At 71.9% G+C, this 25367-nt stretch carries 18 protein-coding genes, 1 pseudogene and 1 riboswitch; of the genes and pseudogenes, 8 read left to right on the top strand and 11 right to left on the bottom strand.

What is annotated here, in order from left to right:
• Positions 1–29: 29 nt before the first annotated feature.
• Positions 30–1274, top strand: coding sequence for an MFS transporter (locus ACIGWZ_RS36615; RefSeq protein WP_400071872.1), 1245 nt, complete (start codon positions 30–32; stop codon positions 1272–1274).
• A gap of 455 nt (positions 1275–1729) precedes the next feature.
• On the top strand, positions 1730–3070 hold the full coding sequence (locus ACIGWZ_RS36610; protein ID WP_400071870.1) for a D-arabinono-1,4-lactone oxidase: 1341 nt from the start codon (positions 1730–1732) through the stop codon (positions 3068–3070).
• Between the two features lie 73 nt (positions 3071–3143).
• Here the strand turns inward: ACIGWZ_RS36610 and ACIGWZ_RS36605 are convergent, their stop codons facing one another.
• Complete coding sequence (locus ACIGWZ_RS36605) at positions 3144–4343, bottom strand: hypothetical protein (RefSeq protein ID WP_400071868.1); 1200 nt, start codon at positions 4341–4343, stop codon at positions 3144–3146.
• 496 nt (positions 4344–4839) lie between these two features.
• Here ACIGWZ_RS36605 and sepH point away from each other — a divergent pair, with 496 nt between their 5' ends.
• Positions 4840–5913: a septation protein SepH gene (gene sepH, locus ACIGWZ_RS36600; RefSeq protein ID WP_400071866.1), complete on the top strand. Its 1074-nt coding sequence runs from the start codon at positions 4840–4842 to the stop codon at positions 5911–5913.
• A gap of 88 nt (positions 5914–6001) precedes the next feature.
• On the opposite strand, the gene ACIGWZ_RS36595 is transcribed toward sepH, so the two are convergent.
• Positions 6002–6841, bottom strand: a complete 840-nt coding sequence (locus ACIGWZ_RS36595; RefSeq protein WP_400071865.1) for a sulfurtransferase — start codon at positions 6839–6841, stop codon at positions 6002–6004.
• 249 nt (positions 6842–7090) lie between these two features.
• Here ACIGWZ_RS36595 and ACIGWZ_RS36590 point away from each other — a divergent pair, with 249 nt between their 5' ends.
• A complete protein-coding gene (locus ACIGWZ_RS36590) occupies positions 7091–7864 on the top strand; it encodes a VOC family protein (protein ID WP_400071863.1) in 774 nt (257 codons plus the stop codon).
• Positions 7865–7883: 19 nt separating this feature from the next.
• Here the strand turns inward: ACIGWZ_RS36590 and ACIGWZ_RS36585 are convergent, their stop codons facing one another.
• The 4 genes from ACIGWZ_RS36585 to ACIGWZ_RS36570 all read right to left on the bottom strand — a co-directional run bounded on the left by ACIGWZ_RS36585 (position 7884) and on the right by ACIGWZ_RS36570 (position 13418).
• Positions 7884–8552 carry a thymidine kinase gene (locus ACIGWZ_RS36585; protein WP_400071861.1) on the bottom strand — a complete coding sequence of 223 codons (669 nt, stop codon included), beginning with the start codon at positions 8550–8552 and terminating at the stop codon, positions 7884–7886.
• Positions 8553–8623: 71 nt separating this feature from the next.
• Positions 8624–9814, bottom strand: a complete 1191-nt coding sequence (locus ACIGWZ_RS36580) for an alkaline phosphatase family protein (RefSeq protein ID WP_400071859.1) — start codon at positions 9812–9814, stop codon at positions 8624–8626.
• Positions 9814–10407 carry a DUF5998 family protein gene (locus ACIGWZ_RS36575; protein WP_400071857.1) on the bottom strand — a complete coding sequence of 198 codons (594 nt, stop codon included), beginning with the start codon at positions 10405–10407 and terminating at the stop codon, positions 9814–9816. The genes ACIGWZ_RS36580 and ACIGWZ_RS36575 overlap by 1 nt, the downstream gene beginning before the upstream one ends.
• A 38-nt stretch (positions 10408–10445) precedes the next feature.
• The gene (locus tag ACIGWZ_RS36570) at positions 10446–13418 is read right to left on the bottom strand and encodes a GNAT family N-acetyltransferase (RefSeq protein ID WP_400071855.1); all 2973 of its coding nucleotides are present in this window, start codon (positions 13416–13418) and stop codon (positions 10446–10448) included.
• A 149-nt stretch (positions 13419–13567) separates the two neighbouring features.
• Here ACIGWZ_RS36570 and ACIGWZ_RS36565 point away from each other — a divergent pair, with 149 nt between their 5' ends.
• Positions 13568–13849 carry an HPr family phosphocarrier protein gene (locus tag ACIGWZ_RS36565; protein ID WP_400071853.1) on the top strand — a complete coding sequence of 94 codons (282 nt, stop codon included), beginning with the start codon at positions 13568–13570 and terminating at the stop codon, positions 13847–13849.
• A gap of 348 nt (positions 13850–14197) precedes the next feature.
• Here ACIGWZ_RS36565 and ACIGWZ_RS36560 read toward each other — a convergent pair whose 3' ends face one another.
• The 4 genes from ACIGWZ_RS36560 to ACIGWZ_RS36545 all read right to left on the bottom strand — a co-directional run bounded on the left by ACIGWZ_RS36560 (position 14198) and on the right by ACIGWZ_RS36545 (position 19076).
• Positions 14198–14887 carry a GntR family transcriptional regulator gene (locus ACIGWZ_RS36560; protein WP_400071852.1) on the bottom strand — a complete coding sequence of 230 codons (690 nt, stop codon included), beginning with the start codon at positions 14885–14887 and terminating at the stop codon, positions 14198–14200.
• Positions 14888–15093: 206 nt separating this feature from the next.
• Positions 15094–15906 carry a M23 family metallopeptidase gene (locus tag ACIGWZ_RS36555; RefSeq protein ID WP_400071850.1) on the bottom strand — a complete coding sequence of 271 codons (813 nt, stop codon included), beginning with the start codon at positions 15904–15906 and terminating at the stop codon, positions 15094–15096.
• A gap of 12 nt (positions 15907–15918) precedes the next feature.
• Positions 15919–16075, bottom strand: a riboswitch (cyclic di-AMP (ydaO/yuaA leader).
• Positions 16076–16317: 242 nt separating this feature from the next.
• Positions 16318–17685, bottom strand: a complete 1368-nt coding sequence (locus ACIGWZ_RS36550; protein ID WP_400071941.1) for a M16 family metallopeptidase — start codon at positions 17683–17685, stop codon at positions 16318–16320.
• Between the two features lie 38 nt (positions 17686–17723).
• Complete coding sequence (locus ACIGWZ_RS36545; protein WP_400071939.1) at positions 17724–19076, bottom strand: M16 family metallopeptidase; 1353 nt, start codon at positions 19074–19076, stop codon at positions 17724–17726.
• 348 nt (positions 19077–19424) lie between these two features.
• Here ACIGWZ_RS36545 and ACIGWZ_RS36540 point away from each other — a divergent pair, with 348 nt between their 5' ends.
• Positions 19425–21872, top strand: a complete 2448-nt coding sequence (locus tag ACIGWZ_RS36540) for a DNA topoisomerase (ATP-hydrolyzing) subunit A (protein WP_400071848.1) — start codon at positions 19425–19427, stop codon at positions 21870–21872.
• Between the two features lie 221 nt (positions 21873–22093).
• Here ACIGWZ_RS36540 and ACIGWZ_RS36535 read toward each other — a convergent pair whose 3' ends face one another.
• Positions 22094–23197, bottom strand: coding sequence for a CobW family GTP-binding protein (locus ACIGWZ_RS36535; protein WP_400071846.1), 1104 nt, complete (start codon positions 23195–23197; stop codon positions 22094–22096).
• Positions 23198–23519: 322 nt separating this feature from the next.
• On the opposite strand from ACIGWZ_RS36535, the pseudogene ACIGWZ_RS36530 reads away from it, so the two are divergent.
• A pseudogene (locus tag ACIGWZ_RS36530) lies at positions 23520–23924 on the top strand (citrate/2-methylcitrate synthase); the annotation flags it as partial.
• Between the two features lie 59 nt (positions 23925–23983).
• Positions 23984–24994: a sucrase ferredoxin gene (locus ACIGWZ_RS36525; RefSeq protein ID WP_400071844.1), complete on the top strand. Its 1011-nt coding sequence runs from the start codon at positions 23984–23986 to the stop codon at positions 24992–24994.
• Positions 24995–25367 lie beyond the last annotated feature (373 nt).

The following is a 25367-nucleotide window of genomic DNA, read 5'->3' as shown; positions in this document are numbered from 1 at the left end:
CCCGGTCCTCACCCGGCGGAGCTCCCCCGTTGCCCAGTCCCTACCGCGCCATATTCGGCCGCCCCGGCACGAAGTCCTTCTCCGCCGCCGGACTGCTGGGCCGGATGACGCTGTCGATGATGGGCATCGGCGTCGTCACGATGGTTTCCCAGCTGACCGGGCGCTACGGCCTGGCCGGGGTGCTGTCCGCGACGATCGCGCTGTCGGCCGCGGTCATCGGCCCGCAGATATCCCGGCTGGTGGACCGGCGCGGCCAGCGCCGGGTGCTGCGCCCGGCCACCCTCGTCGCCGTGGTCGCGGTGGCCGGTCTGCTGCTGAGTGCGCAGCAGCGCTGGGCGGACTGGACGCTGTTCGTCTTCGCGGCGGGTGTGGGCTGCGTGCCGAGCGTGGGCTCGATGGTCCGGGCGCGCTGGGCGGAGATCTACCGGGGCTCGCCGCGGGAGCTGCACACCGCGTACGCGTGGGAGTCCATCGTCGACGAGACGTGCTTCATCTTCGGCCCGATCCTGTCCATCGGGCTTTCGACGGCCTGGTTCCCGGAGGCCGGGCCGCTGCTGGCGGCGCTCTTCCTGACGGCCGGTGTCTTCTGGCTGACCGCGCAGCGCCGTACGGAACCGATGCCGCACCCGCGCGAGCAGCACACCAAGGGCTCGGCGCTGCGTTCGCGGGGGCTGCAGGTACTGGTGATGACATTTGTGGCGACCGGGGCCATCTTCGGGGCGGTCGATGTGGTGACCGTCGCCTTCGCCGAGGAGGTGGGCCACAAGTCCGCGGCCAGCCTGGTGCTTGCGGTCTATGCGCTCGGCTCGTGCACGGCGGGCGCGGTCTTCGGGCTGCTGCATCTCAAGGGTCACCCGTCCCGCCGCTGGGTGGTGGGGGTCTGCGCGATGGCCGTGAGCATGGTGCCGCTCCAACTGGTGGGCTCGCTGCCGCTGCTGGCGCTCGCGCTGTTCCTCGCGGGGCTGTCCGTCGCGCCGACGATGGTGACCACCATGGCGCTGGTCGAGGAGCATGTGCCGCAGGCGAAGCTGACCGAGGGCATGACGTGGACGAGCACCGGGCTCGCGGTGGGCGTCGCGCTCGGCTCGGCGGCCGGCGGCTGGGCCGTGGACGCCGTCGGGGCCGCCCGCGGCTATCTGGTGCCGGGCACGGCGGGTGTCCTGGCGGCGCTGGTGGCGTTCGCCGGCTACCGCAGACTGCGCCCGCAGCCGGTCGCCCCGGTCGCCGGGACGGCCCCTGTCGCCGCGCGGTTGGACGACAAGCCGGTCCGGTAGCCGCCGTCGCACGGGCGGGCGCGCACACCTCCGCTCCGCGGACGAATCGCCCCCTGGGGAGGGCCGGCGAACCAGCGCCCCCTCTGGACCATCAGGGAGGCCCGCCGCCCCCTCTGGAACCGTCGGAGAGATCAGCGTCCCCTCTGGACCATCGGCAACATCGGCCCGCCCCTCTGGACCGTCAGAAAAGCGCCGCGCCCCCTCTGGTCCATCGGCCGCCGAACCGGCATCCCTCGCCGCCCTCCGAGCGAGGCCGGCACGCCGTGGGCCCGTCCGCGGGCCACGTTCGTGTTACCGGCGGTACGACATATCCCGGAGCCGGGCGATTCCGGCCGATTCCTTGATCATGTGATTCCCGTCACCCCACCTGGATGTCAGGTCGGTGACTGGCATCATGCGCTGACATCAACGGCAGCCGAACTCGGCCTGCCCGCGCGGAGGGAGGGGACGTCACCATGGCAGCCAGCAACGCCGTCGGCGGCTCGGGAGGACGCGGTCCCAGTGGGGCGTGGCGCAACTGGGCGGGCAATGTCACCGCCCGCCCCGCCCGAACAGCGGCCCCGGGAAGCACCGAGGAAACGGCGGCCGCCATACGCGCCGCCGCCACCGACGGGCTGACCGTGAAGGCGGCCGGCACCGGCCACTCCTTCACCGCGGCGGCCGCCACCGACGGGCTGCTGATCCGCCCCGACCGGCTCACCGGCGTACGCAAGGTGGACCGCGAGGCCGGGACGGTCACCGTGGCCGCCGGCACGCCCCTGAGGCGCCTCAACGAAACGCTCGCCGCGCACGGGCTGTCGCTGACCAACATGGGCGACATCATGGAGCAGACGGTCTCCGGCGCCACCAGCACCGGCACCCACGGCACCGGCCGCGACTCGGCCTCCCTCGCCGCGCAGATCACCGCCCTGGAACTGGTCACCGCCGACGGTTCGGTCCTGACCTGCTCCGCCGAGGACAACCCCGAGGTCTTCGACATGGCACGGCTGGGGCTCGGCGCGCTGGGCGTGATCACCGAGCTGACCTTCGCCGTGGAACCGGAGTTCTTGCTGACCGCCCGTGAGGAGCCGATGCCCTTCGGCGAGGTGACCGACCGCTTCGACGAACTCGTCGCCGAGAACGAGCACTTCGAGTTCTACTGGTTCCCGCACACCGGCAGCTGCAACACCAAGCGCAACAACCGCAGCCAGGGCCCGGCCGCGCCGCCCGGAAGGATCAGCGGCTGGGTCGAGGACGAACTGCTGTCCAACGGCGTCTTCCAGGTCGTCTGCAGCCTCGGCCGGGCGATACCGGCCTCGATACCGGGCATCGCCAAGATCTCCAGCCGCGCGCTGTCGGCCCGTACGTACACCGACATCCCCTACAAGGTGTTCACCTCTCCGCGGCGGGTGCGCTTCGTGGAGATGGAGTACGCGCTGCCGCGCGAGGCCGCGGTCTCGGCGCTGGTCGAGCTCAAGGCGCTGGTGGAACGCTCGGACTTCAAGGTGAGCTTCCCGGTGGAGGTGCGCACCGCCCCCGCCGACGACATCCCGCTGTCGACCGCCTCCGGCCGGGACACCGTGTACCTCGCCGTGCACATGTACCGCGGTACGCCGCACGAGGCGTACTTCGCGGCCGCCGAGCGGATCATGGCCGCGCACGGCGGACGCCCGCACTGGGGAAAGCTGCACACCCGCGATGCCGCCTACCTGGCCGACGCCTATCCACGGTTCGGTGAGTTCACCGCGCTGCGCGACCGGCTGGATCCCGAACGCCGGTTCACCAACGGCTATCTGCAGCGGGTCCTGGGCGACTGACGGGAACGGCCGCGGTCCGGCACCCCGCAACGGGGCACCGGACCGCGGCCGTTCCGGGTCCGCGCCGCGGCGGTCAGGAAGCGCCCGGCTCCGGAGCCTGCTGCTGCTCGGCGTCCTTCGGGTTCGACTGCCCGCCCTGGTCCTGGCCGCCGGTCGAACCGTCGCCGCTGTCGCCGCCGGTCCCGCTGCCGCTGCCGGAGGAGTCGCTCGGGGACGGCTTACCGGACGGGGACGTCTCGGGGTCCGGTGAACTCGTGCCGCTGTCGGACGGGGTCGGCGTCGGAGACTGCTTTCCGCTGCCGGACTCGTCGCCGGTCCCGCCGGAGCCGCTGGGCTCCGGGGTCGGCTCGCCGGTGCTGCCGCCGTCCGTGCCGTGCCCGGTGGAGTGGTCCGGGTCCGGCGTCCTGGGGCCGCTGGGCCGCTGGTGGGCGACACCCCCGACGCCGGTGAGGCGGCCGACCGTGGTGCCGTCCTGGCCGCTCGGCGTCACTCCGGTCATCAGCTCCGTAGCCGTGACGGCGCCCATGGCGACGACGAAGACGGCGAGCGCACCGAGCGCGGGCCGCTTCCAGCCGCGCAGCCGGGTGCCGTATGTCGCGGTGCTGATCTCCTCGGGCCGCCCGGCGTGCCCGGCCTTGCCGGACGCGGGCGGTACGGCGGTGGCGTCACCGGCGCGGGGAGCCGCACGGCCCGGTGCCGGAGTCCGGTTGTCCAGACGCGGCACCAGCTGCGTCCTGTCGGTGGGCCGGCCACCGCCTGCGGCCTCAAACGGGCGCAGCATCCGCGTCGCCTCGTCGGACCGCGGCGTGGGGTGCGCGCCGGCGGGGTCACGGCGGTATGCCTGGGCGGCCTGCGGGAGCAGCCGGGTGCGGTCCGTGCCGGGACCGGGGGTCTTGGCGGCGACGGAGGTGACGTCGTCCGGCGCGCCCTGCTTGTCGAAGGTGGGCAGCACCATCGTGCGCTCGGCACGGGCTGCCGCTCCGGTTGTGGATCGAGGGTGGGAGGAAGAGGAACGGCGCGGCTTCGGCCTGGTGCTGACCGACGCTTCCTTGAGCTGTTCGCCGGTGCGCCGGAACAGATGCTGGAATATCGAGCCGCCGGTCGTGGCCACGACACTGACCACACCCGCGCCGATGATGGTTCCGTAGACGCCGAGCCGCCCCGCGAGATACGCGCCGATGGCCGCCGCGAGAGCACTGCCCGCGACCTGGGCGATGCTCAGGTCGATCCGCTTCCCCTTCTTCTTCCTGTCGGATTCGGTTTCTTCGTCCATCTCCTACCTTTGATAGCCCCTTCGATCCAGCTTGCATGGAGAAGGGACCTTTTGGCGAAGCGGATAGTTCCAGTTGCGGAGATTTTGTGAATCTCGCCACCCGCGGCGACGGTAGAGAGATCGACAAGACGACCCAACTCCGTTTCCGCAACAGAAGTTCAGCGGCGCGGCGGTCCACTTCAGTGGCCCAAATGGAGTACTGTGGCGAGCCCTGGCCCGGGATCCCGTCCGGCTGCCCGGATCCGCGGGAGGGGCCCTCAAGGCGGCACTCGACCCGGGGCGCCGTCGCTCGGCACGGGTGATCGATCACCAGGCAAGCGACATGGTCACCGAGCGTTGCAAACTGGTAACCGTGTCATAACGGCGTTTCTGGGCCAAGCCCCGACTCGCCGGGCAACTCGGCAATGTTGTGGCAGGCTGCACCCGGGCAGGCCACACTCGACTAGCGGAAGCAGCGACGCACGTGACGTCGGCAGGCACCACCCGGGAGGTCCCCATGCCCGAACTGCGTGTCGTGGCCGTCTCCAACGACGGCACACGGCTGGTGCTCAAAGCTGCGGACAGCACCGAGTACACGCTTCCGATCGACGAGCGGCTGCGGGCCGCGGTCCGCAACGACCGCGCACGGCTGGGCCAGATCGAGATCGAGGTCGAAAGCCACCTGCGTCCGCGGGACATCCAGGCGCGGATACGTGCCGGGTCCTCCGCTGAGGAGGTCGCTCAGCTCGCCGGCATCCCCGTCGACCGGGTGCGCCGCTTCGAAGGGCCGGTCCTGGCCGAGCGCGCATTCATGGCCGAGCGGGCCCGCAAGACTCCGGTACGGCGTCCCGGCGAGAACACCGGCCCACAGCTCGGCGAGGCGGTCGCGGAGCGGCTGCTGCTGCGCGGCGCCGACAAGGACAGCATCCAGTGGGACTCCTGGCGCCGGGACGACGGCACCTGGGAGGTGCTGCTGGTCTACCGCGTCGCGGCCGAGCCGCACTCCGCGAGCTGGACGTACGACCCGCCGCGGCGGCTCGTACAGGCCGTGGACGACGAGGCGCGGGCGCTGATCGGCGAGAGCGACGACACGCCCGAGCCGAGCTTCCCGTTCGTGCCGCGGATCGCACGGCTGCCGCGCGACCGGCCGCTGGACCGCGCCCTGGACCGCCAGATCCCCGACCGCGGCGAGCGGGCCGAACGTGCGGCGCAACCGGGCGGTGAGGAGAGCGGCCCCAGAGTCGCGGAGGAAGCCGTCGCCGAACGCGAGCGGGATTCGCTGACCAGCCTGCTGGAGGCGGTGCCGAGCTTCCGCGGCGACATGGTCGTCCCGGAGACCGCCAAGGCGCCTCAGGAAGAGGAAGCGGCGGAGGAAGAGCTGGAGGAGCCGGCCGCGCCGGCGGCGAGTGCGGGCGCGGGTTCCGCGTACGCCGATGTGCTGATGCCGCGGGCGGTGGCCGGACATCGCGACCGGCTGACCGGGACGACGGACCGGCAGGCCGAGGCGGACGGCGTACGGCCGGGCCGCCGGGCCGCGGTGCCCAGCTGGGACGAGATCGTCTTCGGCACCCGGCGCAAGAAGCCGGAATAGTTTTCGGCGACGAACGCATCGCCCGCCCCTCTGGAGCCAGGGGGGCGGGCGGCGCGCTGTCGGGGCCCGTACGGGCCCCGGGCAGGGGTCAGCCGGGCTGGGGTCCGGTGGCCACGGGTCGGGACGGGTCGCTGGACCACTCGCTCCAGGAGCCGACGTACAGCGCGGCAGGGATGCCGGCCGCCGCCAGGGCGAGGACCTCGTGCGCGGCGGAGACACCGGAACCGCAGTAGACACCGACCTCCGCGCCCTCGGTGGCGCCCAGCGACGCGAAGCGCTTGGCCAGCTCCGCCGCGTCGCGGAAGGTGGTGCCACCCTCGACGACGTTCTCGGTGGTGGGGGCGGACACGGCGCCGGGGATGTGGCCGGCCACCTTGTCGATGGGCTCCACCTCGCCGCGATAGCGCTCGGCGGCCCGCGCGTCCAGGAGGACGCCCCGGCGCGCCAGAGAGGCCGCGTCGTCCGCCGTCAGCAGCGGCAGCGCCCCGGGGACGGGGGTGAAGTCGCCAACCTGCGGAGTCACCATGTCGACACTCATGGCTCCGCCGGACTCCTGCCAGGCCGCGAGGCCGCCGTCGAGTACGCGGACGTCGGGGTGACCCGACCAGCGCAGCAGCCACCAGGCGCGCGCCGCGGCCCAGCCCTGACCGCCGTCGTAGACGACCACGGCACGGTCCCCGGCCACCCCGGCCGCACGCATGGCGTCGCCGAAGACGGTGAGATCGGGAAGCGGGTGGCGGCCCGCCGGACCGGGGGGCGAGGCCAGCTCGGCGTCGAGGTCGACGTAGACCGCGCCGGGCACGTGTCCGGCCTCGTACTGGGGACGGCCGGGCGGACCGCCGAGCTGGTAGCGGACGTCGAGGAGCACCGGGGCGGCGGCCCCCGCCAACTCGCTCGCGAGTTCGGTAGCGGTGATGATGGCATTCATGGGACTCATCCTTGCGTAGCGACGACTACGTAGAGAAGGCGGGATCCCACCCTCCGTATGGCGGAGTTGCGCGAGTTGACGCCACCATCAAAACGGACGCAAGACAGCAAAACGGGCATTCTCCCTCGCGAACGCGCCAAGGACGGCGCGGCCGGGGCACACAGCAGGTCACAGGGTGCGAGCATCTGCTCGGGACCCGCGCCCGTACCCCCATGGCCAGCACCCCGATGCCCCGAGGAGTAAGTGACGATGACGACCGAGGCAGCGACTCGGCGGATGCCCGGCGCGCCCTGCTGGGTGAGCCTCCTGGCACACAGCCTGTCCGCCACGCAGGAGTTCTACGGCGCGCTCTTCGGCTGGGAGTTCCGTCCGGGGCCGCAGCATTTCGGTCCGTACGCCCGCGCCTACCTCGACGGCCGGGAGGTGGCCGGGGTCGGCGAGCTGCCGGGCGATCGCCATCTGCCCGTCGCCTGGACCACCTATCTGGCGAGCGATGACGCGGACGCCACCGCCGAGCAGATCCGTTGCTGCGGCGGCACGGTGGGCGTCGGACCGCTGGACGCGGACGACGCGGGGCGGATGGCGCTCGGCTCCGATCCCGAGGGGGCGATCTTCGGCATCTGGCAGGGCAGGTCGATGATGGGCACCGCGGTCAGCGGCGAGCCGGGCACCCCGGTGTGGAACGAACTGGTCACCCGCGAGACCCGCATCGTCGAGCCGTTCTACGAACGGGTCTTCGGCTTCGAGCCGGAGGCCGTGGACGCGACCGACTTCGACTATGTGACGCTGCACCTCAAGGGGCATCCGGTGGCCGGGATCCATGGCGTGGGCGACGCGCTGCCGCGGGACCGGGGACCGTACTGGATGACGTACTTCGCCGTCCCGGACACCGACGCCGCGGTGCGCCGGGTCACCGAACTGGGCGGGCGAGTCCTGGGGCCGCCGCAGGACTCCGCACACGGCAGGCTGGCGACGGTCGCCGACGGCGAAGGCGCCTCGTTCAGGATCATCCAGACGCGCTGACGCTTCGCACGGGGGCGGTTCAGCGGGGCGCGTCGACCGGCAGGACGTCCGGGGAGAGCGCGCCGGCGCGGGCGGTGGCGGAGGTCTGCCGACGGCGGTGATGACGCCGGCACAACACCTCGTAGCCGACCTCGGCCTGTGCACCCGCCGCATCGCGGCCGGCGACATCGCCGACGACGACCTGCGCGCCCTCCACCACCATCCGGCCATCGACGGTACGGGCATTGTGCGTGGCGCGGGCTCCGCACCAGCACAGCGCCTCGACCTGCAACACCTCTATCCGGTCGGCGAGTTCGACCAGCCGCTGGGAGCCGGGGAAGAGCTTGCTGCGGAAGTCGGTGGTGATGCCGAACGCGAAGACGTCCAGATCGAGGTCGTCCACGACGCGGGCGAGCTGGTCGACCTGTTCGGGCGCAAGGAACTGCGCCTCGTCGGCGATGACGTAGTCGACCCGGCCGCCGGAGGAGAGCCGGCCGACGATGTGGGCGTAGAAGTCCATGTCGTCCGCGGCCTCGACGGCCTCGGTGACCAGGCCCAGGCGGGAGGAGAGCTTGCCCCGCCCGGCCCGGTCGTTGCGGCTGAATATCAGCCCCTGCAGCCCGCGGGCCGAGCGGTTGTGCTCGATCTGCAGAGCGAGGGTGCTCTTTCCGCAGTCCATCGTTCCGGAGAAGAACACCAGCTCGGGCATGGGAAGCAGCGGGCCTTTCGGGCTCGTGGGGAAGGGACGGTCGGGGACCGGACGGGGTGGGGCCGGACGGGTCAGGTGCGGACTTCCAGGAGCGGCACCAGCTGCTCCGCCGGGGTCATCGAGCCGTGCAGCCCGACCATCGCCGACTCACCCCGCTCGCGTTCGGAGGCGATGATCGCCATGTCGGCGTGCGCGACCGCCACCACATCGCCGATCCGGCCGCGCACCCGGTCGTCGACGTGCGGGCCGAACCACCCCGCGGTGATGGCCTCTTCGCGGCCGGCGACCCACATCTGCTCGCCGACCACTTCGCGCCAGATGGCGAGCACATCGCCGGCCGCGCCAGGATGCGCATACACATGCCGGGCCCGCCCCTCGCCGCCCAACAGGCGTACGCCGGCGCGCAGTTCCCAGTCCTCGTCGAAGTCGATCCGGTACTCGGGGCCGAACGGAATGTCGATCATGCCGTGGTCGGCGGTGATGTAGAGGGCGGAGCGCGGCGGGAGCTGCTCGGCCAGCCGCTGCGCGAGCCGGTCGACGTACATCAACTGGCCGCGCCAGGCATCGGAGTCGACGCCGTAGCGGTGCCCCTTGCCGTCGACCTCGGAGTAGTACGTGTAGACCAGCGAGCGGTCGCCGGCCGCGAGCTGTTCGGCGGCGAGGTCCATCCGCTCCTCGCCGGAGAGCCGGCCGTGGAACGTGCCGCCGCTGAGCGCCACCTTCGTGAGCGGGGTGTGCTCGAAGTCCGGCGCGGAGACCTGGCAGGTGTGGATGCCCGCGGCGTCGGCCAGCTGGAAGACCGTCGGGTGGGGCTGCCAGACGTGCGGGTCGGTCCACGGGCGCCAGCGCAGCTGGTTCATCAGCGCACCGGTGGCCGGGTCCTCGCAGGTGTAGCCCGCCAGGCCGTGCGCGCCCGGTGGCAGGCCCGTGCCGACCGAGGCGAGGGAGGTGGCGGTGGTGGCCGGGAAGCCGGCGGTGAGCGGGCGGCCGGTGCCGTTGAACGAGGTGTCCAGGAGGGAGGTGAGGAACGGCGCCTCCTCGGGGTGGGCGCGCAGCAGTTCCCAGCCGAGGCCGTCGACGAGGAAGACGCAGGCACGGTCGGCGGGGGCCAGTTCCATCCCGGTGGCGAGTTCACGCAGCCCCTGGCCCGCGGTGATCGCGGGCAGCAGGTCGGCGAGCGAGCCGGTTCCGTACTGCGGCACCGGGGCGGTGAGCGGGTCGAGGGGCGCCGGTTCGGGCCAGGCGGGGGCGGTGTGCACCATCAGCGGGAGCTGACGGTGGCCGCAGTGGCCTCGGAGAGCGCCTGAGCGAAGGCGAGCGTCTCGCGTACCGAGTCCGGTCCGTCGCCGGCCTCGCTGACCCGCAGCGACAGGTCGTCGGCGGTGGAGGAGCCCGTATAGCCGTGGTCCGCCTCGCAGTTGGGGTCGCCGCAGCTGGCGGGCTCCAGGTCGAGGCGGGCGACGGCACCCCAGCCGATGGTGAGGACGACCTCGCGGGGCAGCTGGCCGGGGGTGTACGACTCGGGGTTGGCGACCACGCGGCTGAGCACGACCGAAGAGATCCGGCCGAGCTTGACGGACTCGGTGGAGGTCGTGGCGTACGGCGAGGGGCTGGTGGCGTCGGCGGCCTGCTCGTCGGTGTGGCTGACGATGAAGCGGGTGCCGGTCAGGACCAGGACCGTGACATGGCGGCGGACCTCGTTCGCGTCGAAGGTCGTCTCCTGGTGGACGAGGTACGACACGACCGGTTCGCCGCCCACCGCGGCCTGCACCGCCTCGGCCACGAGGGTCGGGTAATAGCCACTGCGCTCGATCGCCGCGCGCAGCCCCTGGGTCGTCGTACCGGTCTTAGCCATGGGGTCCATCTTACGGGGCGTACCGGGGCGCGAGAGCCTCAGTAGACGGGCAGGCGGCGGGGGCCGAGGTCGGTCGTGGCGGGGGGCCTGGCCAGGCGGACGGCGGCTCCCAGGACGGACAGGCCGTGCGGTGCGACGACGACCGGCTCGAGGTCGACGCCGACGACCTCCGAGTGGTCGTCGACCAGCCGGGAGACGCGCAGCAGGAGCTCGGCGAGCGCGGTGGTGTCCACCGGCTGCGAGCCGCGCCAGCCGAACAGCAGCGGGGCGGCGCGGATCGACCGGATCTGGTCGGCGACATCGCGGTCGGTGGCCGGAATCAGCCGGTGGGCGATGTCGCCGAGCAGCTGGGAGGGGGCGCCCGCCAGGCCGAAGGAGAGCACCGCTCCGGCGGCCGGGTCGATGGCGGCGCGGACGATCGTGTCGACGCCGCGCGGCACCATCGCCTGGACGACCGGGCGCAGCTCTTCGGGCGAGCCGAGGAAGTCGGTCAATTCGGCGTAGATGCGGCGCAGTTCGCGCTCGCCGGCGATGTCCAGGCGGACTCCGCCGAGGTCGGCGCGGTGCCGTAGGTGGGGCGCGGTGGTCTTGAGGGCGACGGGGAAGCCGAGCCGGGCGGCGGCACGGACGGCGGTGTCGGGGTCGGGGGCGGGCAGGGAGGGGCGGGTGTGGATGCCGTAGCGGGCGAGCAGGGCCTCGGCGTCGGCGGCCGACAGCGGGGCGGAGCGGCCGGGGCCGGGGGCGAGGCGGTCGAGGAGCCGGTCGATGTCGGCTCCGGCGGCCGTCTCCTGGATGTCGTCGTACTCGGGGACCCGGCCGGGCTCGGCGGCGTCGCGGCGCCAGGCGGCGTAGCGGACGGCCTCGCCGAGCGCGCGGACGGCCCGCTCCGCGGCGGGGTAGGCGGGGATCCGGACGGGGTCGGGGCGGCGGGGCGGGGCGGGGGGCGCCGCATCCTGGGGCGCCTGCGGGCCGGAGGACGGTGGGCGCGGAGGGCGTGGCGGGTACGGGGGACGTGGGGGGTACGAGGGCCGGGGCGAGGCGGGGGCGCCCGGGTGGGGCGGTACCGGGGCGCTGGAGTCGGCCGGTGGCTCGTCCCGGGGCGAAGGGGGCGGCTCGGGTGACTCCCCCTGGGCGGCCAGCGTCTCGGCCAGGTCGTCCATCGCCAGGTGGACGACCGTCACGGGCTTGGCCGGGTCGGCCGCGGCGGCGGTGCGCAGGGCGGCGGCGAGCGCGGTGCCCTCGCGTGCGCCCGGAACGGCACCTTCCCCTTCGCCCACCCAGGGGATGGCCGTCACGACAACGGCGTCGCAGCCCTCGCCCGCGAGCGACTGGGCGAGCGCGGCGCGGAAGTCCTCCGGTGTCGCCGTCGGTGCCAGCACATGCGGGCGCAGCGGACGGAGGCCCTCGGTCAGGCAGGAGTCGTACGCCAGGAGTGCGAGCGATTCGGAATTGCCCAGGATCGCGATGCGGGGCCCGGCCGGCAGCGGCTGGGAGGCCAGCAGCAGCCCGGCGTCGATCAGCTCGGTGACCGTGTCGACGCGGATCACACCGGCCTGCCGCATCAGGGCGGCGACGGTGCTGTCGGGGATACGGACCGTGGGGACGGCGTGGCCCAGCGGCGAGGTGCCGTTGTGCCGGGCGCCCTTGGCGACCACGACCGGCTTGCGGGCGGCCGTACGGCGGGCGAGCCGGGCGAACTTGCGGGGATTGCCGATGGACTCCAGATAGAGGATCACCACATCGGTGTCCGGGTCGTCGTACCAGTACTGGAGCAGGTCGTTGCCGGAGAGGTCGGCGCGGTTGCCCGCCGAGACGAAGGCGGAGATGCCCGCGATGCCGCCGTCACCGGGGCCGCGGGAGTGCAGCCCGCTGAGCAGGGCGATGCCGATCGCCCCGGACTGGGTGAACAGACCGATGTGGCCCGCGCCGGGCATCTGGGGGGCCAGGGAGGCGTTCAGCCGGACGGGCGCGGCCGTGTTGATCATGCCGAAGGCGTTGGGCCCGATGAGCCGCATGCCGTACGAGCGGGCCTGGCGGAGCAGGGCGCGCTGCCGCTCGCGGCCTTCGGGACCCGCCTCGGCGTATCCGGAGGACAGGATCAGCACGCCCTGGACGCCGTGTTCGCCGCAGTCGCGGACCACATCGGGAACGTGGGCCGCGGGCACGGCGATGACCGCCAGATCGACCGGGTCGGGGATCTCCCGCAGCGAGCGGGCGGCGGGTACGCCTTCGGGCTCGAGGCGGTCCATGCCCTCGGGGAAGGCGTGGTTGACGGCATGGGCGCGGCCGGTGAAGCCGGAGTCGAGGAGGTTGCGAAGGGCGGAGCGGCCGACGCCCCCGGGGGCGCGGCCCGTCCCGATGACGGCGACCGAGCCCGGGGCGAGCAGCCGCTGGACGGAGCGGGCCTCGGCGCGCTGCTCCCGGCCGCGCATCACGGCCATGGACTGCTCGGTCGGCTCCAGGTCGAATTCCAGCCGGACCACGCCGTCCTCGAACGTGCGCTTCTGGGTGTAGCCGGCGTCCGTGAACACCTTGATCATCTTGGAGTTCGCGGGCAGCACCTCGGCGGCGAACCGGCGAATGCCGCGCTCACGGGCCACCGCGGCGATGTGCTCCAGGAGGGCGGAGGCGACGCCGCGGCCCTGGTGGGCGTCCTGGACCAGGAAGGCGACCTCGGCCTGGTCGTCCTCGGGGTCCTTGGCGGGCAGCCCCTGGTCGTTGATCCGGTCGTAGCGGACGGTGGCGATGAACTCGCCGCCGACGGTGGCGGCGAGGCCGACCCGGTCGACGTAGTCATGGTGGGTGAAACGGTGGACGTCACGGTCGGACAGGCGCGGGTAGGGCGCGAAGAAGCGGTAGTACTTCGACTCGTCCGAGACCTGCTCGTAGAACGAGACCAGCCGTGCGGCGTCATCGGGCGTGATGGGTCGGATCTGCGCCGTGCCGCCGTCGCGCAGCACCACGTCGGCTTCCCAGTGGGTCGGGTACGCGTGGTGCGGCTGCGTCTGCATGCGGACAAGCGTACGGCGGGGCACCGACAACCGGCTCGGCATGCGTACGCTCGATGCCAACGGAGCGCTGCCGGAGCGTCGCCGGAGCACTCCCGGCAGCGTGAGAGAATGGTCTAGACAACTGTCACGCGACTTGAAGGGCATCCCCAATGGCTGAGCGCCGCGTCAATGTCGGCTGGGCAGAGGGCCTGCACGCCCGCCCCGCCTCGATCTTCGTCCGTGCGGCCACCGCGGCCGGCATTCCGATGACGATCGCCAAGGCCGATGGCAACCCCGTCAACGCGGCCTCCATGCTCGCGGTTCTGGGTCTGGGCGCCCAGGGCGGCGAGGAGATCGTGCTGGCCTCCGACGCCGAAGGGGCCGAGGCCGCGCTCGACCGCCTGGCGAAGCTCGTCTCCGAGGGCCTGGAAGAGCTCCCCGAGACGGTCTGACGGTCCGGGTCCCTCGGGATTCCCTGTTTTCTCCGCCTGCGGCCCCGCGGCGGCGACCGGAAACGGTTGCCGCCGCGGGGCCGTTTTGCCGGGGGCGGCATCAGCGGGCCGGTTTCGCTGCGGGACTTTCGCTGCACGGGTTTACTGAACCGCATTCACCGTACGGGCATGCCGAAATAATGGATCGCCGATTATTCGCGGCAGGAATACACGACAGGCAAGAATGTACGTCGGACAGGAATGCACATCGGGGCAGGAATGCACGGCGGAAATACCGGCATCGCGAACGGCAGGCACCCTCACCCGCCCCGGCGGGAATTCCCTACCCCTTTGTATACGGCCCGGATGTTAATTGCGGGCACGCGCCGTGTTGACGGGTCGTTTCGCGTCCCTCACCGCGGGTGCGGCGGGGCGGCGCAACCGGTACACCGGGAGGGAGCGTTCGACATGAGCCGCCATCAGGGCGCGGGCCCGCTCCGCATCCCCTTTGGCCACCGCGTCCAGCACCGCACCGTGCTCGTCCCACGAGTCGACGGCCCGCGCGGGAAGTTCCACCGTGTACATCCACTCGATCTTGCGCCGCAGCTGGGTGAGCAGCGCCGTCAGGCTGGCGCTGCCGGCCGCCTGGGCGAGCGTCTCGTGGAACCAGCCGTCCAGTTGGCGCACGTCCGCGGGGTGACCGTGCCGGGCCCGCTCGCGGCCGAGCCGTACGAGACCGCGTAGCACCTTCAGGTGGGCGGGGCTGCGGCGGACGGCGGCACGGGCGGCGCCCAGCGGCTCCAACAGGGCGCGGATGTCCAGGAGATCGGCCGCTTCCTGCTCGGTGGGCTCGGCGACGCAGGCGCCCGCATGGTGGCGGGTGGTGACGAAGCCCTCGGACTGCAGGGTACGCAGCGCCTCGCGGACCGGGACTCTGGAGACGCCGTAGCGGGCCGCGAGAATTTCCTCGATCAGCCGGCTCCCCGGCGCAAGCGCACCGGAGACAATGTCGTCGCGAATCGCCGTGCACACCGCATGCGCGGAAAGATGGCCTCGCATCGTCCGTGCCTCCGCCGTAATCCCCGGGAAACTCCGCCGATCGGCGGGTTTTCCGTGACTCTATTCGACCGGGACGAGATTTCCGACGGGCTCCGGGAATTCAGGGATATTTTTTGGCCACGGGGCGGGACGGCCGGCGCCTGCCGCGCACCGGATACGCGGAAGCCCCGGCCGTCGGCCGGGGCTCCACCAGGACGCGTGGGGCGTCAGACGCCGACGCCGTGCGCGCGCAGGTACGCGATCGGGTCGATGTCCGAACCGTAGTCGGGGCCGGTGCGGGCCTCGAAGTGGAGGTGCGGACCGGTGACGTTGCCGGTGGCACCCGAGAGGCCTATCTGCTGGCCGGGAGTGACGGTCTGACCGACCGACACCCCGATGGACGACAGGTGGCCGTACTGGGTGTACGTGCCGTCGTGCATCTTGATCACGATGTTGTTGCCGTACGAGCCGCCCCAGCCGGCCTCGACGACGGTGCCCGAGCCGACGGTGTGGACGGAGGTGCCGGTGGCGGCGTGGAAGTCGATGCCGGTGTGGCTGCCGGAGGACCACAGGCCGCTGGAGGCCTTGTAGCCGGTGGAGACGTAGGAGCCGGCTATCGGGGCGACGAAGGCGTTGAGCCGCTTGCGCTCCGCGTCGCGGGCCGCGCGCTCCTTGGCCTCCCGCTCCTCCTTGGCCTTCGCCTCTGCCTTCTTCTTGGCGGCCTCGGCGAGCCGCTGGGCCTCGTCGGCCGCCTTCTTCGCCACGGCCGCGGCCCTCGCCTGCACCGCGGCGGCCTCGGCGGCCGTCTGCTGCGCGTCGGCCTGGGCCTCGACGCGGCTGGCGAGCTCGTCGCCCATCACGACGGCCTGCCGCAGGCCGGTGTCCTCGGCGTGCGTCTCGCCGGTGGCGGCCAGCGCCGGCGAGGCGACGGAGGCGACGACGCCGGAGGCCGCGAGGGTGGCGATGCCGGCGAACTTGCGGGTCGTACGAGCCGTGCGGCTGGCACGACGATGCTTCCCGGTGGCACGGGTGAACGCCATCTGGTGGCTTGTCCTTTCCTTCCTTCTCGCCTACCGGGTTAGCTGACGGGTTCGGAGCAGGAAGGTCTCCTACGGGCTCCTCCGGAGAGGGACCCGATTCACCCCAGGGGACGTGTGGGTCCCCGGCTCCCCTGGCTCGCGCCGTACGGGGACTCGGCGATGACTGTCCGGTGCCACTGTTGTGGCGGACCTGTGACGAACAGTCGGACCGACGCTAATCGGGACATCTTTCAATCGGCAAACAGAACCGGCGCTTTGTGCCGTACGCCACAAGGACACCGGGCAACCAGCCGCAACAATCCGGACATACGGCGGCTCCCGTGGTGGACGTGCACCACGGGAGCCGCTCTGTCGCTTCACGGCCGGCCGGATTCCCCAGCCGGTACCTGACCGGCAGTCAGCCGGCGGGGGTCAGCCGCCGACGACCGTCACCGTGCCGATGCCCAGTTCCCTGACGGGCTCCGTGATCTGCGCGGCGTCACCCACCAGGACCGTCACCAGGCGGTCCACGGGGAAGGCGCTGACGGCGGCCGCGGTCGCCTCGACCGTCCCGGTCTCGGCGAGCCGGGCGTACAGCTGCGCCTGGAAGTCGTCCGGGAGGTGCTGCTCCACCTGGTCGGCGAGCGTGCCGGCGACGGCCGCTGCGGTCTCGTACTTCAGCGGCGCGACGCCGACGAGGTTCTGCACGGCAACATCCCGCTCGGCGTCCGTCAGCCCCTCTGCCGCAAGGGTGCGCAGCACCTGCCAGAGGTCCTCGAGGGCCGGCCCCGTGGAGGCGGTGTCCACCGACCCGCTGATGGCGAGCATGGCGGCGCCGCTGCCGTCCGCCGACGAGCGCAGTACCTGGCCGAAGGCGCGCACCCCGTAGGTGTAGCCCTTCTCCTCGCGCAGCACCCGGTCCAGCCGGGAGGTGAGCGTGCCGCCCAGGCAGTACGTGCCGAGCACCTGCGCGGGCCAGACCCGATCGTGCCGGTCGGCGCCGATGCGGCCGATCAGCAGCTGCGTCTGGACGGCTCCGGGGCGGTCGACGATGACCACGCGGCCGGTGTCGTCGGCGGTGATCGCCGAGGGCTTCAGCGGCTCGGCGGTGGAGCCGCTCCAAGCGCTCAGGGTGTCGGCGAGCGCCGCCTGGAGGTCGACGCCGGTGAGGTCGCCGACGATGACGGCGGTGCCCGTGGCGGGCCGTACGTGGGCGTCGTAGAAGGCGCGGACCGCCGCGGCATCGATGCGCTCGACGGTCTCCTCGGTGCCCTGGCGGGGCCGCGACATCCGGGAAGTGGCCGGGAACAGCTCCTTGGACAGCGCCATCGCGGCCCGTCGCGCCGGGTTGGCGAGCTCGTGCGGGATCTCGTCGAGGCGGTTGCGTACCAGCCGCTCGATCTCGCTGTCAGGGAAGGCGGGGGCGCGCAGCGCGTCGGCGAGCAGACCGAGCGCGCGGGGCAGCCGCGACACCGGCACCTCGAGGGAGACCCGCAGGCCGGGGTGGTCGGCGTGCGCATCCAGGGTGGCGCCGCAGCGCTCCAGCTCGGCGGCGAACTCCTCGGCGTCGTGCTTGTCGGTGCCCTCGGACAGGGCGCGCGCCATGATCGTGGCGACGCCGTCCAGGCCCTCCGGCTCGGCCTCCAGAGGGGCGACGAGGTTGATCTCGACGGCGACGACCTGCTGGCCGGGACGGTGGCTGGTCAGGAGGGTGAGCCCGTTGGCGAGTTGGGAGCGCTCGGGGGCCGGGAAGGCCCAGGGCTTGGGCGCGCCGCCCTTGGGCTGGGGGTGGAAGTCCATGGCGGTCGCGGCGGAATCTGCGCGGGTGGTGGAGTCGCTCACCGGTCCTCCTCCTCCTTCTCGGTGTCGGCGGCCGGGTCGGCCGGGGCGGTCGGCTCGGTGGGCTCGTACACGAGCACCGCGCGGTTGTCGGGGCGCAGCCGGGCCTCGGCGACCGCCTGCACCTCCTCGGGAGTGATGTCCAGGACGCGCTGGACGGCACTCAGCGCAAGCTGCGGGTCACCGAACAGCACGGCGAAGCGGCACAGTTCGTCGGCGCGGCCGCTGACCGTGGCCAGGCGGTCCAGCCATTCGCGCTCCAACTGGGCCTGCGCGCGCTCCATCTCCTCCGGGGTCGGCCCCTCGGCGGCGAAGCGGGCCAGCTCCTCGTCGACGGCGCTCTCGATGGCGGGTACCTCCACGCCGGCGGACGTCTTCACGTCCAGCCAGCCCAGCGAGGGCGCCCCGGCCAGCCGCAGCAGGCCGAAACCGGCGGCCACGGCGGTGCGGTCGCGGCGCACCAGGCGGTTGTAGAGCCGGGAGGACTCGCCGCCGCCCAGGACGGTCAGCGCGAGGTCCGCGGCGTCCGCCTCACGGGTGCCGTCGTGCGGCAGCCGGTAGGCCGCCATGAGGGCACGGGAAGGCACTTCCTCCTCGACGACCTCGCGCAGCTCGCCGCCGATGACCTCGGGCAGCGAACCGTCGCGCGGCGGCTGCTTGCCGTTGTGCGCGGGGATGGAACCGAAGTACTTCTCCACCCAGGCCAGCGTCTGCTCGGGGTCGATGTCCCCGACGATCGACAGGACGGCGTTGTTGGGCGCGTAGTACGTGCGGAAGAACGCCCGCGCGTCCTCCAGAGAGGCCGCGTCCAGATCGGCCATCGACCCGATGGGGGTGTGGTGGTACGGGTGGCCCTCCGGGTACGCCATGGCCGTCAGCTTCTCGAAGGCCGTGCCGTAGGGGACGTTGTCGTAACGCTGGCGGCGCTCGTTCTTGACGACGTCGCGCTGGTTCTCCAGGGACTCGTCGTCGAGCGCGGTCAGCAGCGAGCCCATCCGGTCCGCCTCCAGCCAGAGCGCGAGCTCCAGCTCATGGGCGGGCATGGTCTCGAAGTAGTTGGTGCGCTCGAAGCTCGTGGTGCCGTTCAGCGATCCGCCGGCGCCCTGGACGAGCTCGAAGTGGCCATTGCCCTGCACCTGCGCGGAACCCTGGAACATGAGGTGCTCGAAGAGGTGAGCCAGGCCCGTACGGCCCTTGACCTCGTGGCGGGAGCCGACGTCGTACCACAGGCACACCGCTGCAACCGGGGTCAGGTGGTCTTCGGAGAGCACCACGCGCAGGCCGTTGGCCAGCCGGTGCTCGGTCGCTGTCAGGCCGCCGGAGCCGGCTTGTTCTGTGGCCGTGTGACCCATGGGCATGTACGTCCCTTCGATCCGCTTGCGAGGAAGTCCTGTCACTGTATGCAACCGCGCCGACATCTGGCGAAGTTCCCGGACGAGCGGACCCGTACGGAGGGCCTGTGAGGCGGCCCCGAGCCGCCGAAAGGGGAGTCGCGGTCGGCGTTGTCAGTGGGGCGGTCCACAATGGTCCGCGTCAGACTCAGGCAGACTCACGGGTTGATCCGCCGACTGATCGATCCGCCGGCCGACCGGCCCGACATCCGGGCGACCGGCAATTCCGGTCGGCCCGGCAGTGTTGACCGACCCGAGCATGTTGATCCCACATCGGCAGTAGACGCAGCAGAAGGAGCCGCAGCCGCGATGGCCCGCCGCAGCACGAAGACCCCGCCGCCGGACGACTTCGAGGAGAGGATCCTCGACATCGACGTCGTCGACGAGATGCAGGGTTCCTTCCTCGAGTACGCGTATTCGGTCATCTACTCCCGCGCCCTGCCGGACGCCCGCGACGGCCTCAAGCCCGTGCACCGCCGCATCTTGTACCAGATGAACGAGATGGGCCTGCGGCCCGAACGCTCGTACGTCAAGTGCGCCCGGGTCGTCGGCGAGGTGATGGGTAAGCTCCACCCGCACGGCGACGCGTCCATCTACGACGCGCTGGTACGCATGGCGCAGCCGTTCTCGATGCGGCTGCCGCTGGTGGACGGCCACGGCAACTTCGGTTCGCTGGGCAACGACGACCCGCCGGCCGCGATGCGATACACCGAGTGCCGGATGGCCTCGGCGACGTCCCTGATGACGGAGTCCATCGACGAGGACACCGTCGACTTCGCGCCGAACTACGACGGCCAGGAACGGGAGCCGGTAGCCCTCCCCGCCGCATACCCGAACCTCCTGGTCAACGGCACGTCCGGCATCGCGGTCGGGATGGCGACGAACATGCCGCCGCACAACCTCGGCGAGGTGATCGCCGCGGCCCGCCACCTGATCAAGCACCCCAACGCCGATCTCGACACCCTGATGCGTTTCGTGCCGGGCCCCGATCTGCCCACCGGTGGCCGCATCGTGGGCCTGGGCGGCGTACGGGACGCGTACGAGAAGGGCCGCGGCACTTTCAAGATCCGTGCCACGGTCACGGTGGAGACCGTCACGGCGCGCCGCAAGGGCCTGGTCGTCACCGAACTCCCCTTCACCGTCGGCCCCGAGAAGGTCATCTCCAAGATCAAGGACCTGGTCGGCTCGAAGAAGCTGCAGGGCATCGCGGACGTGAAGGACCTCACCGACCGCGAGCACGGCCTGCGGCTGGTCATCGAGGTCAAGAACGGCTTCAACCCCGAAGCCGTCCTGGAGCAGCTCTACAAGCTCACGCCGATGGAGGAGTCCTTCGGCATCAACAACGTCGCGCTGGTGGACGGCCAGCCGCTGACGCTGGGCCTCAAGGAGCTGCTGGAGGTCTACGTCGACCACCGCTTCAACGTGGTGCGCCGGCGCAGCGAGTTCCGGCGCGGCAAGCGGCGCGACCGGCTCCACCTGGTCGAGGGCCTGCTGACCGCCCTGGTGGACATCGACGAGGTCATCCGCCTCATCCGCTCCAGCGAGAACAGCGCCCAGGCCAAGGAGCGGCTGATCGAACGCTTCTCGCTGAGCGACATCCAGACGCAGTACATCCTCGACACCCCGCTGCGCCGCCTGACCAAGTTCGACCGCATCGAGCTGGAGTCGGAGCGCGACCGGCTCAAGGACGAGATCGAGAAGCTGACGCAGATCCTGGAGTCGGACGCCGAGCTGCGCAAGCTGGTCTCCGGCGAGCTGGCCGCGGTCGCCAAGAAGTACGGCACGGACCGGCGCACGGTCCTGCTGGAGTCGGCGGGCCCCGCGATCGGCGCGGTGCCGCTGGAGGTGTCCGACGACCCGTGCCGGGTGCTGCTGTCCTCGACGGGGCTGCTGGCGCGTACGGCCACCGGGGAGATCCCGTTCGACGCGGAGGCCAAGAGGGTCAAGCACGACGCGATCGTCTCGGCGGTGCCGGCCACGACCCGCGGCGAGGTCGGCGCGGTGACGTCCACGGGGCGGCTGCTGCGCATCCCCGTGATCGACCTGCCGCAGCTCCCGGACACCGCCGCGGCGCCCAACCTCTCCGGTGGCGCGCAGATCTCGGAGTTCCTGACCCTCGAGGAGGGCGAGGAGCTGATCTGCCTCATCACGCTGGACGAGTCCTCACCCGGCCTGGCGCTCGGCACGGAACAGGGGGTCGTCAAGCGCGTGGTGCCCGACTATCCGTCCAACAAGGACGAGTTGGAGGTCATCACCCTCAAGGACAGCGACCGCATCGTGGGCGCGGCGGAGCTGCGTACCGGTGAGGAGGACCTGGTCTTCATCAGCAGCGAGGCGCAGCTGCTGCGCTATCCCGCGTCCCAGGTACGGCCGCAGGGCCGGCCCGCGGGCGGCATGGCGGGCATCAAGCTGGGAGAGGGCGCGAAGGTCATCGCGTTCGCCGCGGTCGATCCGGCCGCCGACGCCATGGTGTTCACGGTCGCCGGCTCGCACGGCACCCTGGACGACTCGGTGGCCACGGCCAAGCTCACGCCGTTCGACCAGTATCCGCGCAAGGGCCGGGCGACCGGCGGCGTGCGCTGTCAGCGGTTCCTCAAGGGCGAGGACTGCCTGACCATGGCGTGGGCCGGCGCCGCGCCGGTGCGGGCGGCGGACACCAAGGGCGCGCCGGTGGAGCTGCCGGAGGTGGATCCGCGCCGGGACGGCTCCGGCGTCCCGCTGATCAAGCCGGTGGCGGCGCTGGCGGGGCCGGTGTAGGCGGGTCGTTGCAGGCGGGTCGCCGTCGAGCGGCCGGCCGGTCCTTGGGGGCCGGCCGGCTCGCGGCCCGGCAGTCGGAGTGACTGCTGGGCCCTGAACTCTTGGCCTGTGGGTGCCTGGTGGGTTGCTGGCGCGGGGGCGCCTCGCCCGCAGGTCTCCGGCCCGTCATGGTTCTCTGGGCCATGCCTTCGGGCCGGTGTCCGATTACCGGTGTCCGGTGGCTACTCCTCGTGCGAGGCCACATAACGCAGGACGCCCCACATGCTGTGCTCGGAGGCCTCCTCCGGAGCGTCGTCGCGGCACGCCGTCAGCTCTTTCCTCAGAGCCGCCGCGTCGATCCCGCTGCCGATCAGGACGAGCTGCGTGCTGCGCTCTTCGCCACGCCCCCAGGGTGAAGGGTAGAAACGCAGAAAGTCACCCACCGCGTGCACGGTGAACTTCTGCCGACTGTCCGGGACATCGAAGTGGACGAAGCCCTTGATGCGGTAGAGGCCGCTGGGCCGACTGTCGAGAAAGTCCATGAGTCGACGCGGGTTCATCGGCTCCGATGAGGTGAACTCCACGCTTTGGTAGCCGACGTGGAGGTGAGCACAGGGCTCACCGGGCCCATGGTCATGGCCTTGGTGCTCGTCGCGCAGGTGACCGGGGCCGTCGGCCGAGTCCACGCCTCTCTCCCGGAGCAGATCCTCGAACGACAACTGCCGGACCGCCGCATCGAGGTCATCGCCCGCGCCGCGGTCGAAGAACAGATCCGGGTCGATGCGCCCGTACGCCGTACAGACCACGGGCCTGCCCGGCGCGAGATCGCCCAGCGTGTCCATGAGCTCCTCACGCGCCGCGTCCTCGATGCGGTCCGCCTTGTTGAGCACCACAAGATCAGCGATGCGCACATGCCGGTCGAGTTCGGGATGCCGGGTGCGGGTATCCGCGAACTCTGCGGCGTCGACGACCTCGACCAGCCCGCCGTAGACGATCCGGTCGGTCTCGCTGGCGAGGATCATCCGGATGAGTTCCTCGGGCTCAGCCAGCCCGCTGGCCTCAATGACGATGACGTCGATACGGGCGGCGGGGCGGGCCAGCCGCTCCAGATAGTCGTCGAGTTCGCTGGTGTCGACCGCGCAGCACAGACAGCCATTGCCGAACGAGACCATCGAGTCCACCTGCCCGGCGACGGTCATCGCGTCGATCTCGATGCTGCCGAAGTCATTGACGATGGCACCGATACGAGTTCCGGCGCCGGCGCTGAGCAGGTGGTTGAGGAGGGTGGTCTTGCCCGACCCTAGGAAGCCCGCGAGCACGACGACCGGGATCTGTTGCATGGCCAAGGTGGGGCGCCTCCATTTGCGGGTGGCGAGACGTGCGGGACGGCGTCGGACGGGCTGCCGATCGTAACGGACCCCCGCCGATGCGCCCCCGCACGACCGCCTCACCATCAACAGCGGCCGGGTCGCCGTCAGGTCCGGCCGCCAACGGCCCACCCGGCGGTCTGCTGTTCCCTTCCCGCCCCCTGGCCCCGGACTACCGCCGGCGTCAGGACACAACCGCGGGCAACGGCTGAGCGCACTGACCGCGCCGACGAGGCAAGCCGCGAGGTCAGCACCGGTAGAAGCAACGACACGGGCGGTGAAGCTCGACGCGTTGAAGCCACTGGAGCGAGGGAGTGGTGCCGCGGTCGTCGCCGACCATCTGCGGGAGGGGCACCGCTTGCCCGGCCTCGGCCATCGTCTCTACTCGGGTGAGGACCCACGGGCCGGTGCGCTCTCCGGACTGCTGGAGGACGTACCGCAGGCGCGCTCGGCTTTGCAGGCCGCCCGCGACGTCATCACCACCGCCGCCCGGCACACCGAGCCGCATGCCAACGTCGATCTTGCGCTGGCCGTGCTGACCGTATCGGCAGCCATGCCCTCCGAAGCGGGTGAAGCCGTCTTCGCCATCGCCCGTACGGCCGACTGGATCGCGCACGCACTGGAGGAGTACGACGAACGCCCACTGCGCATGCGCCCCAGCGGGCAGTACAGCGACACCCCCCGTCCGCCGCAGCCGCTGCCGTGACAGAGGGGGACGCCGGCGCGTGAAGACCCACCACAGCTGATCAGGTTAGGCTTACCTTCGTGAGCATCTGCGCTACCGCTTCCCGCGAATCGGCCGAACCTGTCGCCGGGACCGCGGCGACCGCCCGCACCTGGCTGCTCATCGAGCAGACCGGTCCTTGGGGTGCCAATGCGCTGACGGACAGCCACCTCGATCCGCACCTCGGCAGGGCCTTGGAGGCCGCGGCAGACGGCACCGGCGTACGCATCGCCCTGATCCGTCGACCCGGGCGGCATGCCGACTGCCACAGCGTCCCCCGGCGTCGGCTGTTCGTTGCGCACACCGCGCCGGGCCGCTCCTGGGTTCGCACCACCACCGTCAGCGACCCCAGGGCCGCCCTCGGGCTGGACTTTTCCGCGTTGGGCGCCGGGGACCACCGAGGCCTCTGGGAGCCGTACACCGGTGAGCCGCTGGTCCTCGTCTGCACCAACGGCAAGCGGGACCGTTGCTGCGCGCTTCTCGGCCGGCCTCTGGCCGCCGAGCTCGCCGCCAGCGGAGCCGAGGCCTGGGAGGTCACCCACATCGGAGGCCACCGTTTCTCCCCCACGCTCTTCGTTCTCCCGTACGGCTACGCCTACGGCCGGGCGTCGGCTCATCTCGTCAAGGACACCGTGGAGGCGGCGCGCGATGGACGGATCACGTTCGAGCACTGCCGCGGCCGTTCTGCGTGGGACCGGCCGGCGCAGGCCGCTGACCTCGCGGTCCGCGAGCTGATCCGGGAGGAGCGGGCGGACGCACTCGACGTCGTACGGACCGACACGGTGCGGCCCGAAACGGGGCGGGGCGACGACCGGGCGTCCGCGGGGGGACCGATCACGGGAAGCGCTGCCGCCTGGTCCGTTTCCGTCGCGCACACCGACGGCCGCGCCTGGCGCGTCGCGGTCGAGCAGCGGACCGACGGTGCTCCGGCGCCCGCTAGTTGTGGTGCGCCGCTCGGACCACCGGCGCGTATGGCGGTCACCTCCATCACCGCCGTCCCGGACACGGTCGCCACACCGCAACACGGCTCGCTCGCCCTTCCGGTCTCCTGACGCCGTCGGCCGTTTCCGCTTGCCGGTTTCCGCGTGGCACCTGCAGCGGCATGCCTCGGCAGATGGACCCGCGGCGCCCAGCGCCTTACCGCGCCTCAGCGCGAGCCCCAAAGCCACCCCGAGCGTCACCACCACACCCAGGCTGCCCAGCACGGGCCTCACGGCCTCCAGCACGGTGATCGGGTGCCGTACACCCTGTGATTCCGTGCTACGTCCCCCGTCGTGCCGATCCCACATCGCCCGCATGTCTGCTCCCCCTCCGCCTGCTCGCACGCCCCGCCTGCTCCTCGCACCCCCTCAGGCCTGCTGCGATTGCCAGGCGGCACGAGCACCCTGCGAGGTTATGCGCACACAATTCGCGACCGAAAGGCCT

The organism is Streptomyces sp. NPDC053427, from assembly GCF_044544985.1.
Taxonomy (GTDB): domain Bacteria; phylum Actinomycetota; class Actinomycetes; order Streptomycetales; family Streptomycetaceae; genus Streptomyces.
This window is presented reverse-complemented; position numbering and strand designations above follow the sequence as displayed.